Origin of the sequence: Nocardia donostiensis, from assembly GCF_002081715.1 — a bacterium.
GTDB lineage: Bacteria > Actinomycetota > Actinomycetes > Mycobacteriales > Mycobacteriaceae > Nocardia > Nocardia donostiensis.
Map to the genome: position 1 here is coordinate 16,536 of NZ_MUKP01000025.1, position 18,188 is coordinate 34,723.

Here is an 18,188-nt window from a genome sequence, read left to right on the forward strand (position 1 = left end):
CCCTGGAGCCAACAGGCTCAATTCCACATCTGGTCTATGCCGCTCGGCCGCTGCGAGTGTTCGCCGAGTTCTTGCTGGTCGAAGCGTGACTCGTCGCCGAGAGGCGGGTGGTCGGGTTCGGCGGGGCGCCGGGAAAACTGTAGGAGTTCGTAGATCGCCAGGTCCACGAGGGCCTGCTTGGCGGGAACACCGGTCAACCGGGATGTCGTACGCAGATCTTTACCGGGATTGGCGGGATCGTCGACAGTTGCCGACATTTTGCCTCCTCGAGATCACATGCCTATTACTGCCCCGAGCAGACAGCATTATGAACACAGCGGAGACGGTGCAGGGGGAGGTTGGGGAGAAGTTGCACAGAACCCGGCAGAACTAGGGAAAACACCGTCCTTCGGTCGGTTTCGGTGGTGAGCTGCCGAGCGGCGGTGCAGACGACAAAGGGGCCGAGTCGACGGACTCGGCCCCTTCTACCGGGTAGCGATCAGTTGGTCGGCAAGAATGCCTCTGCGATGATCTCGGCCTGTTCGACCGCGTGCACCTTGCTCGACCCCGAGGACGGAGCCGACATAGCGCGACGGGAGATGCGGCGCAGCTTGCCCACATGATCGGGCAGGATCTCGGGCAGGTGCAGGCCGAAGAACGGCCAGGCGCCCTGGTTGGCCGGTTCCTCCTGAACCCAGACGATGTCATCGGCGTTCGGGTAACCCGACAGCGCCTCGTTCAGGCGGAACTTCGGCACCGGGTACAGCTGCTCGACACGCACGATCGCGATGTCATCGCGCTTCTGCTTGGCCTTGGCGGCGGCCAGCTCGTAGTAGAGCTTGCCGCTGGTCAGTAGAACGCGCTTCACCGCATCGCGATCGCCGGTGCCCTGCTCGTAGGTCGGCTCGTCGAGCACCGAGCGGAACCGGCCCTCTGTGAAGTCCTGCAGGTCGCTGACCACGGCCTTGTTGCGCAGCATCGACTTCGGAGTGAAGACGACCAGCGGCCGGCGGATGCCGTCGAGCATATGGCGGCGCAGCAGATGGAAGTAGTTCGCCGGAGTCGACGGCACCGCGACAGTCATCGAACCCTCCGCACACAGCTGCAGGAACCGCTCGATACGGCCCGAGGTGTGGTCGGGACCCTGGCCCTCGTGACCGTGCGGCAGCAGCAGCACGACCTCCGACAGCTGACCCCACTTGGCCTCACCGGAAGAGATGAACTCGTCGATGATCGTCTGCGCACCGTTGACGAAGTCGCCGAACTGCGCCTCCCACAGCACCAGCGCATCCGGGTTGCCCAGCGAATAGCCGTACTCGAAACCGACCGCGGCGAATTCGCTCAGGGCCGAATCGTGTACCGCGAACCAACCCGGATTGGCGCTGCCGATGTTGTGCAGCGGCGTGTACTCCTGCGCGGTCTTGCGGTCGATGATCACCGCATGCCGCTGGGTGAACGTGCCGCGCCGCGAGTCCTGGCCGGTCAGTCGCACCGCCCGGCCCTCGTCGATGAGGGTGCCGAAGGCGAGCAGTTCGGCGAACGCCCAGTCGATCTTGCCCTCGTAGGCCATTTCGCGGCGCTTCTCCAGCACCGGCTTGACCCTCGGGTGCACGGTGAAACCGTCGGGGACGTTGAGGAACGCATCGCCGATCCGCTGCAGCACCGACTTGTCCACGGCGGTTACCACCGTGGCGGGCACCTTCTGGTCGTTCTCGACCGATTCGGACGGCTCCGGCGGATATTTCTCCAGTTCGCGGACCTCGTTGAACACCCGCTCCAGCTGGCCCTGGTAGTCGCGCAGCGCGTCCTCGGCCTCCTTCAGCGAGATATCGCCGCGGCCGATCAGGCTTTCGGTGTAGCTCTTGCGGACACTGCGCTTGGTGTCGATGACGTCGTACATGTACGGCTGGGTCATCGACGGGTCGTCGCCCTCGTTGTGGCCGCGCCGCCGGTAGCAGATCAGATCGATCACGACGTCCTTGCGGAACTTCTGCCGGAAGTCTACCGCCACCCGGGACACCCAGTCGCACGCCTCCGGGTCGTCGCCGTTGACATGGAAGATCGGCGCCCCGATGAACTTCGCGATATCGGTGGAGTATTCGGTGGACCGGCTGTTCTCCGGCGCTGTGGTGAAACCGATCTGGTTGTTCACCACGATGTGGATGGTGCCGCCGGTCCGGTAGCCGCGCAGTCCGGACAGGTTCAGCGTCTCCGCGACCACACCCTGACCCGCGAACGCGGCGTCACCGTGCAGCATCAGCGACACGACCGAGAAGCCTTCCTCGCCGTCGCCCTTGTCCAGCAGATCCTGCTTGGCGCGGACGAGGCCCTCCAATACCGGGTCCACCGCCTCGAGGTGCGAGGGGTTCGCGGTCAGCGAAACCTCGATCTCGTTGTCGCCGAACATCTGCAGGTAGGTGCCCTGCGCGCCCAGGTGGTACTTGACGTCGCCCGAACCGTGAGTGGCGGCCGGGTTCATATTGCCCTCGAACTCGGTGAAGATCTTCGAGTACGGCTTGCCGACGATATTGGCCAGCACGTTCAACCGGCCGCGGTGCGGCATGCCGATGACGACCTCGTCGAGCGAATGCTCGGCGCACTGGTCGATCACCGCGTCCATCATCGGGATCACCGATTCGGCGCCCTCCAGCGAGAAACGCTTCTGCCCGACGTACTTCGTCTGCAGGAAGGTTTCGAAGGCCTCGGCCGCGTTCAGCCGGTTCAGGATGTACTTCTGCTGGGCGACGGTCGGTTTGACGTGCCTCTTCTCCACCCGGTCCTGAATCCACTGCCGCTGCTCGGGCTCGAGGATGTGGGTGTATTCGACGCCGACGTGACGGCAGTAGGAGTCGCGCAGCACCGACAGCACATCGCGCAGCTTCATCCGCTCCTGGCCGTGGAAACCACCGACGTTGAATTCGCGGTCCAGGTCCCACAGGGTCAGCCCGTGCTGGGTGACGTCGAGGTCGGGATGGCTGCGGAATTTGTCCTTGACCAGGCGCAGCGGGTCGGTGTCTGCCATCAGGTGGCCGCGGTTGCGGTAGGCGGCGATCAGCTCGAGCACCCGGGTGCTCTTGTCGACGCCGCGTTCCTTGACGTCCTTGCGCCAACGCACCGGCTCGTACGGCACACCGAGGCCGTGGAAGATCTCGTCATAGAACTCGTCGGAGATCAGCAGCTGGTGGATGGTACGCAGGAAGTCACCCGATTCCGCGCCCTGGATGATGCGGTGATCGTAGGTGGAGGTGAGCGTCATCAGCTTGCCGACACCGATCTCGGCGATGCGCTCATCGCTCATGCCCTGGAACTCGGCGGGGTACTCCATCGCGCCCGCGCCGATGATCGCGCCCTGACCTGGCATCAGCCGCGGCACCGAATGCACGGTGCCGATGGTGCCCGGGTTGGTCAGCGAGATGGTGACGCCGCTGAAGTCCTCGGTGGTCAGCTTGCCGTCGCGGGCGCGGCGCACGATGTCTTCGTAGGCGGTGTGGAACTGCCCGAAGGTCATATCCTCCGCACCCTTGATGGCGGCGACGACCAGTGACCGGCTGCCATCCTTGCCCGGCAGGTCGATGGCCAGGCCGAGATTGGTGTGTGCGGGGGTGACCGCGTTCGGCTTACCGTCGATCTCGGCGAAATGCCGGTTCATGTTCGGGAACGACTTGACCGCCTGCACGATGGCGTAACCGAGCAGATGGGTGAACGAGATCTTGCCGCCGCGGGTGCGGGCCAGGTGGTTGTTGATGACCAGCCGGTTGTCGATCATCAGCTTGGCCGGGATGGCGCGCACGCTGGTCGCGGTGGGAATTGTCAGCGATGCCGACATGTTCCTGGCGACGGCGGCGGCTGCGCCGCGCAGCACCTTGCTCTGGTCCTCGGCCGCGGCGGGCTTGGGGCCGCCGGAGGTGGGTGCGGCATTGGAGCTCGGCGCGGGGGTGGTCTGCGGTTTGCGCGCTTGCTGAGCGTTCGCGGCGGAGCTCTTGGGGGTGGTGGCTACCGATGTCGCGGCAGGGGCGGGCTTGTTCGCAGCAGTCTTGTTGTTCGTCGCGGCTGCGGTGTCGGCGCGCTCTGCGGTGCTCCCACCGGTGACCGAGGCGCGGGCCTGCACGGAGGCGCGTTCGGCGGGGGCAGGGGTCTTCGCGGGCGCGGGCTCGGCGGGCGCGGCCTGGGTGGGTGGGGCCGAACTGTTACCGGAGTCGCCCGAAGTGTCGGGAGTGTAATCGGCGAGGAACTCGTGCCAACTTGCATCGACCGAAGATGGATCTTGTTTGTACTTCTGATACATCTCGTCGACCAACCACTGGTTCTGGCCGAACTGGGAAAGTGAGCTGCTCACAGCAGGTGTTCGCCTCATTTCGTTCTTCGCGCTGCGACGTTTGTGACGTGCCCGGCACGGGGATCAGCGGACGCTCGCCGATTGCCCCCCTCCGAGGATAGGCCCAACCGGAAATCGGCGACCCTACCCACCACCGGTGGTATCCGGTCTCATAGATGACGACTCATCCTCTGTCGAGAATATTCCCTCAGTGTTCGCTGCGGCTGCCCAGAGCCGGGCATAGGGCCCGTCCGCGGCCAGCAGTTCGTCATGGGCGCCGATTTCGGCGATCCGGCCATGCTCCACAACGGCGATCCGATCGGCTCGCGCGGCCGTCGCGAGCCGGTGCGCGACCACGACGGTGGTGCGGTTCCTCGCCAGTGATCTGGTTGCGACCAGCACTTTGTGTTCGGTTTCCGGGTCAAGTGTCGCGGTCGCCTCGTCCAGCAGCAGCAGATCCGGATCGACCAGTTCGGCGCGGGCGAGTGCGATCAGCTGCCGCTGGCCCGCCGAGAGCCCGCGCCCCCGTTCCCCCACCGGCTGGCGCAAACCCATCGGCAGCCCGGCGATCATGTCGGCGGCGCCGACGGCCCGTACGGCCGCGTCGATCTGTTCCTCGGTTGCCGAAGGTTGCCCGAACGCGATATTGCCTGCGATATCGCCGGTGAACAAATGCGCTTCCTGCGGGACGATCCCCAGCCGCGACCGGTACTCGGCCAAGCGGTAGTCGCGGATGTCGACGCCGTCGGCGCGAACCGCGCCCATGGAATCCGTGTCCGTGTCGACGCGCGGCACGCGCGGCACGTCATAAAGACGCGCCAGCAGCTTGACGATGGTGGATTTGCCCGCGCCCGTCGCGCCGACCAGCGCGAGCGTGGTCCCAGGCGGGATATTCAGTTCGACTCCGTCGAGGGCGGGACGCTCGGTGCCAGGATAGTGGAACCGCACTTTGTCGAACTCGATATCGCCGCGCAGCCCGGCCGCGGTGATCGCTACAGCATCCGGCGGGTCGGCGTCGATCGACGAGGGCGTGCGCAACAGCGCGCCGATGCGCCGCAGCCCCACCCTGGCCTGCTGATAACCGTCGAACACCTGCGACAACTGCTGTACGGGCCCGAACAGCAGTTCCAAGTACAGCACGAATGCGACCAAGGTTCCCGTGCTGGTGGTTGCGGTGGCCACCTCCCGTGCGCCGACGAACACCACCATGGCCAGCGCCAGATCGAACCAGGAGCCGACGAACGCGAAGTACACCGCGATTGCCCGCTGTGCTCGCATCCGGCTACGCCGGTACCGCAGCGAGTATTCGGCGAAGCGGCGCGCCGCGAGCCGCTCATGCCTGGCGGCCTGCACCGCGCGCAGGCCCGCGATGTTCTCCTGGAAATCGGCGTTGACCGCGGAAACGTGTTCCCGGGAGACGGTGTAGGCGGCGGAGGAGACGCGCCGGAAAATCACGGTGGCGATCACCAGCGGCGGAAGCACACCGAGTAGCACGACCAGGGCAAGCGAGGTGTCGATGACCAGCAGCGCCAGGGTGATGCCTGCCAGGGTCAGCACGCTCACGATCGATGTCGACACCCCGGTCTGCAAGAACGTCGAGAGCGCGTCGATATCGGTGGTCATCCGGGTCATGATCCGGCCGGACAGTTCCCGCTCGTAGTAGTCCAGCCCCAGCCGTTGCAGATGCGCGAAACTGCGGACCCGCAGCCCGTAGAGCACCCGTTCCCCGGTGCGGGAGGTGAGTTTCGTACCGGCGGCCGTCACCACCCAACCCACCGCCACCAACAGTGCGCCGAGCAGTGCGGCCCAGGCCAGCGCAGACGGTCGAGCGCCGGTGACCCCGGTGTCGATCGCATACCGCACGATCGGCGGGAAACCGATGCCGATCAGCGCGTCCAGCGCGAGCAACCCCACCACGGCCAGTACCAGCCCGCGCACCGGCCACAGCAGCCGGATCAGCCGGAAACCGGGGTCCGGTTCGCGCAGCCGGTCGGGATCCAGACTCGGCTTCTCGGTTGCCGGTGGTAACTGTTCGATGGTGCGGCGCAGTTCCGGTGTGGCGCTCAACTCGGCCGCCGGGGCCGGTAGCTGCTCGAGCACCGGCCGAGGCGTGTGCACGGCCGGAGCGGGCAACCGGATCACCCGGTCGGCATGGGCCAGGGTCGACTCCCGGTGCGCCAGGATCAGGGTGGTGCGGCGGCCCGGGTCGGGGAGGGCGGCGAAGATGGCAGCCTCGGTGACCGCGTCCACCGCGGAGGTGGCGTCGTCGAGCACCAGGATGCGCGGCCGCGCCAGCAGTGTCCGGGCGAGGGCGATCCGCTGCCGCTGCCCGCCGGACAAGGTGAGCCCGCGTTCCCCCACGACGGTGTCGTAGCCGTCAGGCAGGTGCTGGATGAATTCGTCGGCCGCCGCGAGCCCGGCCGCGGCCCTGATCTCGGCGTCGGTGGCGTCCGGGCTGCCGAGGGCGATATTGGCGGCGATAGTGTCGCTGAACAGGAACGGGTCGTCGAAGACGACGCCGATGGCCGAGCGCAGCTGCTCGGCGGGCACGTCGGCGATATCGACACCGGAATCGGCGGGCGAATCCCCGGTGCCGAACAGCCGAATACTGCCCGTATCGGGGCGGTAGAACCGGGGCAGCAGCAGCGAAAGCGTTGTTTTTCCCGAACCAGCCGGACCGATGATCGCCACTGTCTCGCCGGGCTGCACAGTCAGGTCCAGTTCGCGCAGCACCGGAAGTTGCGGGTCGAAGCCGAAGGTCAGCGCGTCGATTTCGATACCGAGCGGGCCGTCGGGCAGATCGAGCGGCCGCGCCGGATCCGCTACCGTCGGCGCCGCATCGATCACCTGGTACACCCGTTCGGCCGCCGCGCGGGTCAGCTGGGTCTGGATCACCACCGAGGCCATGACGCGGACGGTGGCGGTGGTGGTCGCGATATAGGCGGTGAACGCCAGGAAGGTGCCGAGACCGATGCTGCCGCGCAGCGCGAGCACACCGCCGAGCGCGATCACCGCGACCAGCCCGGCCTGCGGGATCGCGGCCAGGGTCGGGGTGAAGCGCGCGTTGATCGCGGCAGCGCGCATCCGCTCGGCGAACAGGGTGCGGCCGTGCCGTTCCAGCACATCGACCATCCGCGCTTCCTGGCCGAACCCTTTGACCACGCGCACACCGGTGACGGTTTCCTCGATGTGCTGAGCCAGTTCGGCAGCGCGCTGCTGCGCCGACCAGGTCGCCGCATGCAGCCGCGGCCGTATCAGGTAGACCACGGCCGCGACGGCGGGCACCATCAGCAGCGTCACCCCGGCGAGCAGCGGCGACAGCCACACCATCACGGCGGCGGCCAGGACGAACTGCAGCAACGCCATACCCGACAGCGGCGCCATCGCCAGCAGCCCCTGCACCAGTTGCAGATCGGTGATGGAGCGCGACACCACCTGCCCGGTGCGGATCGCATCCTGCCCGGCGCCGTCGAGCCGCTGCAGCGAATCGAGCAGTTGCACGCGCAGCGAATGCTGCACATCCAACGACAGCCTCCCGGCAAGCAGCCGCCGCCCGAACGTCGCCAGGAACCGCCCGCAGGCCAGCACCACGAACAGCCAGGCCACCACACCGATCACACCGGTATCGCCGACCCCTGCCGCATCGACGGCCCATTTGGTCAGCAGCGGCGCAACGATCTGCGCCACGGTCCCGATGAGCAGCGCGATCCCGATCCCGGCGAGCGTGCCCGGGTGACGAAGGCATTCGGCCCAGATCCTGCGGAGCCAACCCGGCCTGGCCGGCTCCAGACCAGGATTCCCGGTGGTGGCCGGAACAGCGCGGTTCGCCGTACGCCCGCTCACCGCACCGCCCTGCCCAACCACTTCCTGCTTCATCGTCGAACCGCTCAACCGTGCCGCCCCCTCGACTGCCCCCTGAGATCACCTGCCATCGACCATAACGACACCCACCGACCACAGGTTGTTCCCCTCACTCCTCAGCCATCGACCCAAGCCGCTGATCGTCCCCCTGTTCCGCCCGTTTTCCAGCCTCGCCCGGCTCGCGTTTCAGCTCTCGCCACATACGCACCGGAGACTCCCGAACCGCTCCAGCTACAACTGCCTTGTCCCGCACTCACCCAGCCCCGGCCGGTTTGCGGCCCGGCTCGCGTTTCAGCCCTCGCAGCGCACGCGCCGAAGGCGCAAATCGCGAGGGCTGAAACGCGAGCCACAAGGGGGCCGCAAACCCGCGCGCGCCAGCGCGCCAAAGACACAGCACACCCGCCGCGCCGGAGGCGCGGTCATGTTACAGCTCGGTGTTGCGGACAGCCCACCAGCCGAGGGCGCTGGAACCGATGGCCCACAGCAGCAGGACCACTACGGCGGCGGGGGCGGGGGCGAGTAGGTCGCTGTCGGGGAAGGAGCCGACGGCGATGGTGCTGATGGTCGCCGAAACCGGGAGCAGCGTTGCAAGCCCTGTCCGGCCGATACCGTCGACGACCAGCCAGATCAGTGGTTCGATGACGAAAATCCAGCCGAGTACGGTGGCGATACCGAAGCTCGGCGAGCGCAGCCACAGTCCGATCCCGGTGCCGATCAGCGCCCAGCACACGGCGGCGAACAGTCCGCCGCCGAGCGCGGCGAACAAGTAGCCGGTGACCTCGAATTTATCTCTGCCGAACAAGAACAGGCAGGTGAGGGCCGCGATCTCGGCGGCGGCTGCGGCCGCCAGCGCTGCACCGGCGGTGACGAGCAGTTTCGCTGCGATCAGCTGGTTGCGGTCGGGGATGAACAGCGCGGTTACCGCCAGGGTGTCGTAGCGGTATTCCGAGCCGGCGCTCGCTGCGCCGAACGCGCCGACCGTCAGGATCACTATGGTCAGCGCCAGGTATAGCCCGATCGTGGCGGCGCCGGTGACCGGTTGGCCTTCCGGGTCGAGCGGGCCCGCGAGAATGGCGGTGACCGAACCCGCGACGATCGCGATCGCGATCAGCATCGCACCCAGCACCCGGGTGGAGCGCAGGGTGGCCGCCTTGCGGTATTCGGAATCGACCGCGGGGAGCAGTTCCGCCGGAACAATATCGATCATCGTGGCATCCCGTACGGCATCGAGGTGGACGGCTGCGGCAGCTGCCCCGGTGCGGGGCCGGAGTAGGGGGCGATGGGGCGTGCGGTGGCCGTCCTGGTGAGCGAGGCCAGCACGCGGTCGGGGTGGATCAGATCGGCGACGATACTGTCCAGCCGCACCGAGGCGGCCGCCGCTGCGGCGATGATCTGTGCTTCGGTGGCGTTTGCCACCGCCAACCGCCCGTCGCTCCGGATCACTGCGTCGGTGAAGCCGTGCGCGGCGAGCATTGTCGCCAGTGCGATCGGTGAAGCCGGCGGCGACACAGCCACCACCAGCCGGTCCGGATGACTACGGCGCAGCGCACCCGGAGTGCCCTGATAGACCACGGCGCCTTCGCTGAGCACCATCAGTCGGTCGGCGACCGGCAGCACGGCCGCCAGGCTCTGCGAGGTCAGCAACACGGTGCCGCCGCGGCGGGTGTGGCCGCGCAGAAATTCGTGCAGCCAGTTCTGTTCGGCGGATTCCAGGCCCACGGCCGGGTCGTCGAGCACCAGCAGCGGTGGCGCTCCGAGCAGCGCGGTCGCCAGGGCGGTTCTGGTCTGCTGCCCCGTCGTCAGTTCGGCGCAACGTAGCCGCGCCTGCTCGGTGAGCCCGGTCATCTCCAGCACCTCGCGCGCCCGGCGGGCGGGCGCACCGAGCGCGGCCGCGTACACCCGCAGATGATCACCTACTGTGCGAGCGGGATGCAGACCGCGCGGCGACAGCACCGCGCCGACCACCGCGCCGCCGCGGTCGGCGCCTGAACCGCGGCCGCCAACGGAGGCGGTGCCCGCGCTGGGTTCTACGAGGCCGAGCAGCATCCGCAGGATGGTTGTTTTCCCGGCTCCGGGCGGGCCCACCAGGGCTGCGGCCGAGCCGGAGCTGACGGTGAAACTCACCTCGTGCACCGCGGTGGTCAGCGTGTCGTCGTAGCGTTTGGTCAGCGCACGGACCGAGAACGCCTGCGGTCGAGCCTCGCTCACTGCGGGCCGGTGGGGGTGTTCGAGACGGATGGGTCCAGCGCGGGCAGCGGGTCGGCCTCGATGATCGTTTTGTCATGCCAGGTCGCCGGGGCGGGGCCGAACGCTCTGCGCGCATTGTTGATGGTGGCCTTACCCAGCGCCCGGTTACCGGCGCCGCCGATCACCGCGCCGATACCGGCGGGCACCACCTTGCCGGCCATCAACGCGGCGCGTTTGGTGATGAACCGGACGATGAACCGCTTGAGCAGCGAGTCGTTCATCCCGGACAGGCCGGGAACCCGGTCGGCGAACGCGGTTCCCCAGTTCTTCGCCGATGTCCCGATCCGCTTCTGCACGATCTCCATACCGGCGTCGCCGAGCACCACGGCGAGCACCAGGGCGCGGCGCTGCTCGGTTTCCTCGGGTTTGATGCCGTGCACTGCCGCCACCGCGAGGGTGAACAGTGCAGAGGCCTCCATGAAGAACGCCGTCTCGGCGCCGACCGCCGCCAGTGCGGCGACCGTACCGACGCCGGGGACGGCTGCGGATGCGCCGACCGCGCTGCCGCTGCCCGTCACCGCGAGCAGGTACTGCTTTTCCAGCCGTTCAGTGATCTGCGCCGGGTTTTCCTCGGGGTGGGCTCGCCGGATTCGCTCGACATATTTCGCCACGGCGGGCGCCTGTAGCCGGGAACCGGTGTCGAGCAGTTCGACAATGGACTTTTCGAACGCCCCTTTGAACAACACGGCGTCATCCTCCTCTTCGGCCTCTGCTGGTGAACTGTAGGGCACAGCGGCGGAGCGGCGGGCCCGGATGCGGTAGCGAAGCGCGACCGCGGAAAGCCCCCGCAAGCGCCGCGCAACGAACGCAGCGGCCATCAGTTCGTTCTGAGAACGGAGTACCCAGCTCGATGGTTCCGATAGCGGAGACTCACCGTGGCCCGTGCAGCGCCGGAACGCGTTCGTCCAGCGATGGGGGCGGCGGCGGGGTGCCGTCGCCGAACGGCCTGCCGCCGAGTGCGTCGCGGCCATGCGGGGTGAGCCAGTTGGACAGGTCCGGTCCTGCAGGCACAACACCGGTCGGGTTGATATCGGTGTGGACCACGTAATAGTGCGTTTTGATCTGCCCGAAATCGACGGTGTCACCGAAGCCGGGGGTCTGGTACAGATCGCGCGCGTAAGCCCACAGCACCGGCATCTCGGTCAGCTTGCTGCGATTGCATTTGAAATGCCCGTGGTAGACGGCGTCGAACCGGACCAGGGTGGTGAACAGCCGCACATCGGCTTCGGTGATGGTGTCACCGACCAGGTAGCGCTGGTCGGTCAGTCGCTCCGACAACCAGTCCAGTGCGGTGAACAGCCGTTCGTAGGCGGTGTCGTAAGCGTCCTGGCTGCCCGCGAACCCGCAGCGGTACACCCCGTTGTTGACTTCGCGGAACACGCGCGCGTTCACCTCGTCGATCTGGGCGCGCAACGGTTCCGGGTACAGCTGCGGCGCGCCTTCGCGATGGTGGGCGGTCCATTCGGTGGAGAAATCGAGGGTGATCTGCGCGTAGTCGTTGGTCACCACCTGGCCGGTCGGCACGTCGACCATGGCGGGCACGGTGATCCCGCGCGGATAGTCGGGGAATCGGGCCAGGTAGGCGTCGCGCAACCGGTGGATGCCGAGCACCGGGTCGACCTCGCCGGGGTCGAGATCGAAGGTCCAGCTCAGCTGGTCGTGCGTCGGTCCGCACAGGCCAAGCGAGATCGCCTGCTCCAGCCCGAGCAGCCTGCGCACGATCAGGGTGCGGTTGGCCCACGGGCAGGCTCGTGCGGCGACCAGGCGGTAGCGGCCCGGCTCCACCGGATATCCGTCGTGGCCGTCGGCCGTGATGCGGGTAGTGATGTAGTTCGTGTCGCGCTTGAACTCGCCGGGCTCGACGTATTTGCCCGGTTGGTGTTCGGCTGCGTCCGATGCTGTCTCGGTCACTGTGCCAGTGTCGCAGATCCACGCCATAGGCTGACCGGATGAGCGAGAAGAAACCGACTCGGCTGGTACGCGAGAGCACCGAAGGTGGGGCCGAAGTGGCCACGCTGACGCTGGCCAACCCGCCGTTGAACCTCTTCGACCAGGCGATGTTCGATGCCCTGGTTGCCGATATCGCCGACCTGTCGGCGAACCCGCCGCGCGCGGTGCTGCTGCGCGCCGAGGGCAAGGTGGTCTCCGGTGGGGTGGACGTGCACACCTTCGACGGGTTGACTGCCGATCAGGGTGCGCAACTGTGGCGCGACCTGTTCACCCGGATTTGTCATCCGCTGGAGGCGCTGCCCTGCCCGGTGGTGTTCGCCGCGCACGGGCTCACCCTGACCGCGGCGTTCGAGATCGCGCTGGCCTGCGACATCATCCTGGCCGCGCCGAAGGCGAAGTTCGGACTGGTGGAGATCGTGGTCGGCTTGACTCCGTCCATGGGCGGCCCGCAGCGGCTGGCCGAACGCGCCGGATCGGGTCGGGCGCGGGAACTGGTGATGACCGGCGACCTCTACGACGCGGCCACGATGGCCGACTGGGGTGTGGTCAACGCGGTGCACGAGGATCTGGAGCCCGCTGCCCTCGCGCTGACCCATCGACTCGCCGAAGGGCCGACGCGGGCGCATGCGGCAACGAAGCGGATTGTGGAGGCATGGCGCTCCGGGGGCGTGGCGCACGCGGATTCGGTGACCCCACAGGTGTCGGGTGAACTGTTCGGCACCGAAGACCTGCGCGGCGCGGTGCGCAGCTTCCTGGAACTCGGCCCGGGCAAGGCGACCTATACCGGCAGGTGAGAGCGGGACCGGGCGGGCAGGCCGATGACGAGACAGAAACATTCGCCGACTATTCCCGCGAAATTGTGACCTTCGTCATATAGTGCAGGGTGCCCGGCGGTTTCGAGGTACGTGGAGGTCCGATGAGAGACGGCACGACGGGACTCATCGGGCCGCCCGGAAGCGTCTCACCCGGAAGAGACTACGGGGCAGTCGATCCGGCCGGGCTGCTCGTCGAATACCCGATACCCGGCGTCCAGCCGGGCGATCCGCTGGCCAGGGGAGCGGACGGGGTTTTGCGTTACGGCAATCTGAGTCCGGCACTCACCGAACTACTCGACCGGCAGGTGCACGCCTTCGCCAATCGCGAAGCGGTCGTCGAGATCGACGGACCCCGGCTCACCTACCGGCAGCTGTGGCATTCCGCCGCACGGATCGCAGGCGGACTGCAGGAACACGGCATCGGCTACGGCGACCGCGTCGCCGTGCACATGCCGGTGGGCACGCGCTGGGTGCAGGCGTTCCTCGGCGCGCTGCTCAGTGGCGCGGTGCCGGTGCTGGTACACGACGGGCTCTCCGAAGCACTGGCCGAGCGGGTGCTCGCCGACAGCGGTGCCGATTTCGTGCTCGGCGACCGCGGCTGCAGCGCCACCAGAGCCGGCGGAGCGTGCGACGTCGAACTCCCCGACGGCGCCGCATTCATCGACGACGGCGCCTCACTCAACGACCTCGCCCTGCTCTGCTACACCAGCGGTATCTCGGCGTCCGGTGGCGCGGCGGTTGCCCCGAAGGGGGTGGAGTTGACCAACGAGAACCTGCTGTCGGCGATCCGTTCCATGGTTTCGGCGCTTGATCTGCCCACCGACGGCCTGCGCAACCTGGTGCTGCTGCCCCTCGCCCACGCCAGCGGCTGCGTCGACCAACTATTGCCCACCTTCGCCGTCGGCGGCACCGTCGTACTCGCCCCGGATAACGGCAGGCTCGCCGAAACCATCGTCGCGGAACGGATCGACACCATCTCGGCGAGCGCGCGGCTCCTCGGCAGACTCCTGCCGGAGCTGGCGGCGCAGCGGGCCGAGGGGCTGCGGACGGAAGGCGTCGCCCGCATCAGCACCGCAGGCCACCGCCCAGGACCGGGCAAAGCCGCGCCTCCGCCCCGAAACGGACCGTCGGAGCGGAACCGTAACCCCGCCGACCTGGCCGTCGCGCTGCGGCGAACCTTCCCGTCCGCTCGGCAGTGGTCGGTGTGGGGCGCGACCGAGACCAGCGGTATCGGCCTGGCCATCGACCGCACCGCCGAACCGGACGGCGGTGCAGCACTCGGTTTCCCGTTCGGCGGGACGGAACTGGCACTGTGGGGACCGCAAGCCAAGACCGGTCACGGAGAGCTGCTGTGCCGTGGGCCCAACGTGGCGCCCCGCTACTGGAACGATCCGCAAGCCACCGCCGACCGTTTCACCGGAACCTGGTTCCACACCGGCGACCAGGTCACCATCGGCGCCGACGGCCTCGTGCGCGCTGCGAACACGGCAAGCACCAGCACCGAGAGACAGCCCCCGAGCGATAGCGGCAGAACATAAGGGATGCAGCCCGGCCCGTCTCGCATTTCCGCCCTCGCAGCTTGGAGCGCAGAGGTGGACGAACGTCCGACCTTCGCTGGGAGCGCAGGGGTGGACGAACGTCCGACCTTCGCTGGGAGCGCCGGGGTGGACGAACGTCCGACCCTCGCTGGGAGCGCCGGGGTGGACGAACGTCCGACCCTCGCGCATGCACCGCAGGCGCGAGTCGCGAGGGCTGAAACGTGAGTCCCAAGGGGCCGCAAACCCGCGCGCGTCAGCGCGCCATAGATACTGCTCGGGTGTCTGTTTCGCCTTTCGTCGATCACCTCCGGATCCACGGCACGTTCAACTATCGCGATATCGGTGGCCTGCGCACCCGCGATGGCGCCACTGTCCGTTCTGGTGTGCTGCTGCGCTCGGCACAGTTGAGCAGGCTGGACGAATCCGGTCACGCGGTGTTGCGTGAGCTGGGTGTCACCGATGTGCATGATCTGCGCGGTTCCGACGAGATCGCGCATATGGGCCATGATCGGTTGCCGCCGGATATCCGGCTTACCGTGACTCCGTTCGACTCCGGTATGGGCGCGGCTCCGCCGCATCAGGCGCGCACCGACACCGCGCTCGGGTACATGCTCGAGGTCTATCGGATGTTTCCTGCTCGCCCCGAAGCTCATGCCGCGATTGTTGCGATCGCCCAGTCCATCGTCCGCGGTGACGGCGCGGTACTGGTGCACTGCGCGGCAGGTAAGGACCGCACCGGCTGGGCGATCGCCACACTGTTGCGCGCAGTGGAAGTCACCGAGGCCGACGTGCTGGCCGACTATCTGCTCAGCAACGGTGCGGTCGCCACCCTGCGCGCCATGATGAGTGAACGGCTCGGTCCGGATCACCACCTGGCCGACGATCTGCTCGGCGTATCAGAGGAGTATCTGCGTAGCGCCACCGACGCGGTCGTGGAATTACACGGTGAGTTCGACAGCTACCTGACCGCTGTCGGCCTGACCCCAGACCTGCGCACAGCTTTGCGCGAACGCCTGATCGGCTCTGTGTGATTGCCGCGCCTCCGGCGCGGCGGGTTTGCTGTGTCTTTGGCGCGCTGGTGTGTGCGGGTCGGACGTTCGTCCGCCCCGGCGCTCCTAGCTGCGAGGGCTGAAACGCGAGCTGGGTCGTGAACCGGGCGGGAGGCCACCAAGCAGGGGTGCGTACCGTGTGGGCGGCCAACCGAGCGGGTGGGGAGATCAGGGGGAACTGGGAGGTGCGGAAGGGTGGGTGGATCTGGACCGGTTCGGGGAGGGGCGTTTCTTTGTGGGCTACGACACAGGTGGTGCCGGGGCGGTCGTTGTGCGCCGTACAGTAGAAGATGACCTGCACCTTCGTCAGGAAGGGTTGGCAGAGCCTCGAGGGGGGCGGCTCGGTCGCCCGGCGATGGAGTGCCGCTGGGGTTCGAGGGCGCGGGGTGGTCCCGTTTGGGTAACAAAACAATCTTCAAGTACGTAATTGTCGATCCAAGCTATTCCTAATCCCCGAATACCTTCTACTATTGATGAACGTTGGACTGTTGGGCTGCAACTTTCCCGACTGTTGTTGGTCTTGTTCAGCGGTCGCAGCCGGACCTGTGCTTTCGGTCCGGAACGCGAGACGTTTGTCGAGGGAGCTGTCGTTGAGTGCACGTGGAGAAATATTGGAGCACCGTTTGCTTCCGGCCATCTGCGATGCGGTCGAAAAAGCGGCTGCTTCGCTGGACATCACCGGCGTACGCGCGTTGCGCGTGTTGCTGCATGCCGGATTGAGTGCGTATTGGCCGTTGATCCAGTCGTCCCCGGAGCAGCAGGTGCTCGCCTACGAGGAGATCGTGCGTAGGCTGCGCCGGCATTGGGAGACCACACCCGACGGTGTGCCCGACCCGGTGGCGTCGGCCGAGTTCCGGGCAAAGGGTGATGAGATCTGCGTATTCCTGGAGTTGTGTGCGCAACGTTCGGGGACGCAATGGCTGGAGCCGGTCGACTCCATCGCCGCCTACTCGATGTCGGTGATCCAGGGTACGGTCTTGCGCTGGCTGGCCGATTGTGACGACGAGACGATCCTGGTCGTCTTCGACGACCTGGTGTCCAGCCTGGCCACCAAAGCCGTGGCAGTCTAAGCCCGGGCAAACTGCTGGACGTTTGACCAGTTAGATGGTTGAGTGGTCGCTGTGAGCCAGGTGCGCGAGACCACGCCGATCGCCCGACTGCACGCGGCCACCGCGGACCTCGATCCGCCGCTGGCCGCCCTCGACCTGGCAGCATTACGCGCCAACGCCGCCGACCTGGTACGCCGCGCCGGGGGCACCCCCATCCGTGTGGCCAGTAAATCCGTGCGCTGCCGCGCGGTGCTCTCCGAAGTGCTCGGTGCGGAGCTGACCGCCGCAGGCGGTTTCGCCGGAATCATGTCCTATTCGCTGGCCGAAGCGCTCTGGCTGGTACGTCTCGGGGCCCGCGATGTACTGCTGGGCTATCCCACCGTCGACCGGGCGGCGCTGGCCGAACTCGCCGCCGACGAGGTGGCGCTGCGCTCGATCACCCTGATGATCGACCATATCGATCAACTCGACCTGGCCCGCGCCGCGCTCGGCTCCGATCTGGTGCGGCCACGCGTCTGCCTGGATATCGATGCCTCCCTGCGTGTCGGACCGCTGCATCTGGGCGTACGCCGCTCTCCGGTACGCACTCCGGGGCAGGCCGCCGAACTGGCGGCGGCGGCGCGGCAACGCGGCTTCGAGGTGGTCGGTGTGATGACCTACGAAGCCCAGATCGCCGGGCTGCCCGACAGTAATATCGCAGTGCGGCTGATGAAACGGGCGTCGGCAGCCGAGATCGCCGACCGGCGCGTGGCGGTGCTCACGGCGGTCGAATCGGTGGTGGACGCGCTGCAGATCGTGAACAGTGGCGGGACAGGATCTGTCGAGGTCAGCACCGCCGATCGGGCGGTTACCGAGGTCACCGCAGGCTCCGGCCTCTACGTGCCGACCCTGTTCGACAACTATCGCTGTTTTACCGGCAAGCCCGCGCTGTTCTTCGCGATGCCGGTGCTGCGCAATCCCGCCCGCGGTATCGCGACCGTCTTCGCCGCAGGCTATATCGCCTCCGGGCCTGCGGGAGCGTCACGGGTGCCCAAACCCGTGTGGCCGCAGGGGTTGCGGCTGCTCGGCGCCGAGGGGGCGGGCGAAGTGCAGACGCCGCTATCGGGGTCGGCCGGGCTGCGCGCCGGAGATCGGGTGTGGTTCCGGCATGCCAAGGCGGGGGAACTGTGTGAACGCTTCGACCGGGTGTATCTGATCGACGAGGACGGCGGGCGCACGGCCGTGCCGACGTATCGCGGTGAGGGTAAGTGTTTCGGGTGAACCAGTTGCCGTCTGTTCGCTGAAATACCCGTAGCAGAGTGATTTTCGCCATAAACCGACCGGTACGGTACAGGTAATTCGAGCACGCTCGGTCAGGGAAATCGCTCGAATATCCCGTTGATTTC

12 protein-coding genes are annotated in these 18,188 nt (G+C 67.3%); 5 read left to right on the forward strand and 7 right to left on the reverse strand.

From position 1 onward, the window contains the following. Positions 1-17: 17 nt before the first annotated feature. The 7 genes from B0T44_RS16870 to B0T44_RS16900 all read right to left on the reverse strand — a co-directional run bounded on the left by B0T44_RS16870 (position 18) and on the right by B0T44_RS16900 (position 12,340). Complete coding sequence (locus tag B0T44_RS16870; RefSeq protein WP_077114674.1) at positions 18-257, reverse strand: hypothetical protein; 240 nt, start codon at positions 255-257, stop codon at positions 18-20. A gap of 221 nt (positions 258-478) precedes the next feature. Further along, positions 479-4,333, reverse strand: coding sequence for a multifunctional oxoglutarate decarboxylase/oxoglutarate dehydrogenase thiamine pyrophosphate-binding subunit/dihydrolipoyllysine-residue succinyltransferase subunit (locus B0T44_RS16875; protein WP_081512232.1), 3,855 nt, complete (start codon positions 4,331-4,333; stop codon positions 479-481). 105 nt (positions 4,334-4,438) lie between these two features. Beyond that, positions 4,439-8,170 (reverse strand): ABC transporter ATP-binding protein, encoded by a 3,732-nt coding sequence (locus B0T44_RS16880; RefSeq protein WP_081512233.1) that lies wholly within the window; start codon positions 8,168-8,170, stop codon positions 4,439-4,441. A 409-nt stretch (positions 8,171-8,579) separates the two neighbouring features. After that, positions 8,580-9,362: an ABC transporter permease gene (locus tag B0T44_RS16885; RefSeq protein WP_077114676.1), complete on the reverse strand. Its 783-nt coding sequence runs from the start codon at positions 9,360-9,362 to the stop codon at positions 8,580-8,582. After that, positions 9,359-10,363, reverse strand: a complete 1,005-nt coding sequence (locus B0T44_RS16890; RefSeq protein WP_077114677.1) for an ABC transporter ATP-binding protein — start codon at positions 10,361-10,363, stop codon at positions 9,359-9,361. Before B0T44_RS16890 ends, B0T44_RS16885 begins: the two co-directional genes overlap by 4 nt. After that, positions 10,360-11,085, reverse strand: coding sequence for a hypothetical protein (locus B0T44_RS16895; RefSeq protein ID WP_077114781.1), 726 nt, complete (start codon positions 11,083-11,085; stop codon positions 10,360-10,362). The genes B0T44_RS16890 and B0T44_RS16895 overlap by 4 nt, the downstream gene beginning before the upstream one ends. A 187-nt stretch (positions 11,086-11,272) precedes the next feature. Then, positions 11,273-12,340: a glutathione S-transferase family protein gene (locus tag B0T44_RS16900; RefSeq protein ID WP_425436769.1), complete on the reverse strand. Its 1,068-nt coding sequence runs from the start codon at positions 12,338-12,340 to the stop codon at positions 11,273-11,275. An 11-nt stretch (positions 12,341-12,351) separates the two neighbouring features. Here B0T44_RS16900 and B0T44_RS16905 point away from each other — a divergent pair, with 11 nt between their 5' ends. The 5 genes from B0T44_RS16905 to B0T44_RS16925 all read left to right on the forward strand — a co-directional run bounded on the left by B0T44_RS16905 (position 12,352) and on the right by B0T44_RS16925 (position 18,063). Further along, entirely contained in the window at positions 12,352-13,146 is a 795-nt protein-coding gene (locus B0T44_RS16905; RefSeq protein ID WP_077114678.1) for an enoyl-CoA hydratase/isomerase family protein, read from the forward strand. A gap of 122 nt (positions 13,147-13,268) precedes the next feature. Further along, the gene (locus tag B0T44_RS16910) at positions 13,269-14,705 is read left to right on the forward strand and encodes a class I adenylate-forming enzyme family protein (RefSeq protein WP_081512234.1); all 1,437 of its coding nucleotides are present in this window, start codon (positions 13,269-13,271) and stop codon (positions 14,703-14,705) included. 278 nt (positions 14,706-14,983) lie between these two features. Continuing rightward, positions 14,984-15,736, forward strand: coding sequence for a tyrosine-protein phosphatase (locus B0T44_RS16915; protein WP_077114679.1), 753 nt, complete (start codon positions 14,984-14,986; stop codon positions 15,734-15,736). Between the two features lie 608 nt (positions 15,737-16,344). After that, entirely contained in the window at positions 16,345-16,824 is a 480-nt protein-coding gene (locus B0T44_RS16920; RefSeq protein WP_254854120.1) for a TetR family transcriptional regulator, read from the forward strand. 51 nt (positions 16,825-16,875) lie between these two features. Further along, complete coding sequence (locus B0T44_RS16925) at positions 16,876-18,063, forward strand: alanine racemase (RefSeq protein WP_139347634.1); 1,188 nt, start codon at positions 16,876-16,878, stop codon at positions 18,061-18,063. The last annotated feature ends 125 nt before the right edge of the window (positions 18,064-18,188 follow it).

Coding starts and splice junctions, on each gene's coding strand:
- B0T44_RS16870 (WP_077114674.1), bottom strand. CDS start 257: ATGTCGGCAACTGTCGACGATCCCGCCAATCCCGGTAAAGATCTGCGT.
- B0T44_RS16875 (WP_081512232.1), bottom strand. CDS start 4,333: ATGAGGCGAACACCTGCTGTGAGCAGCTCACTTTCCCAGTTCGGCCAG.
- B0T44_RS16880 (WP_081512233.1), bottom strand. CDS start 8,170: ATGAAGCAGGAAGTGGTTGGGCAGGGCGGTGCGGTGAGCGGGCGTACG.
- B0T44_RS16885 (WP_077114676.1), bottom strand. CDS start 9,362: ATGATCGATATTGTTCCGGCGGAACTGCTCCCCGCGGTCGATTCCGAA.
- B0T44_RS16900 (WP_425436769.1), bottom strand. CDS start 12,340: ATGGCGTGGATCTGCGACACTGGCACAGTGACCGAGACAGCATCGGAC.
- B0T44_RS16905 (WP_077114678.1), top strand. CDS start 12,352: ATGAGCGAGAAGAAACCGACTCGGCTGGTACGCGAGAGCACCGAAGGT.
- B0T44_RS16910 (WP_081512234.1), top strand. CDS start 13,269: ATGAGAGACGGCACGACGGGACTCATCGGGCCGCCCGGAAGCGTCTCA.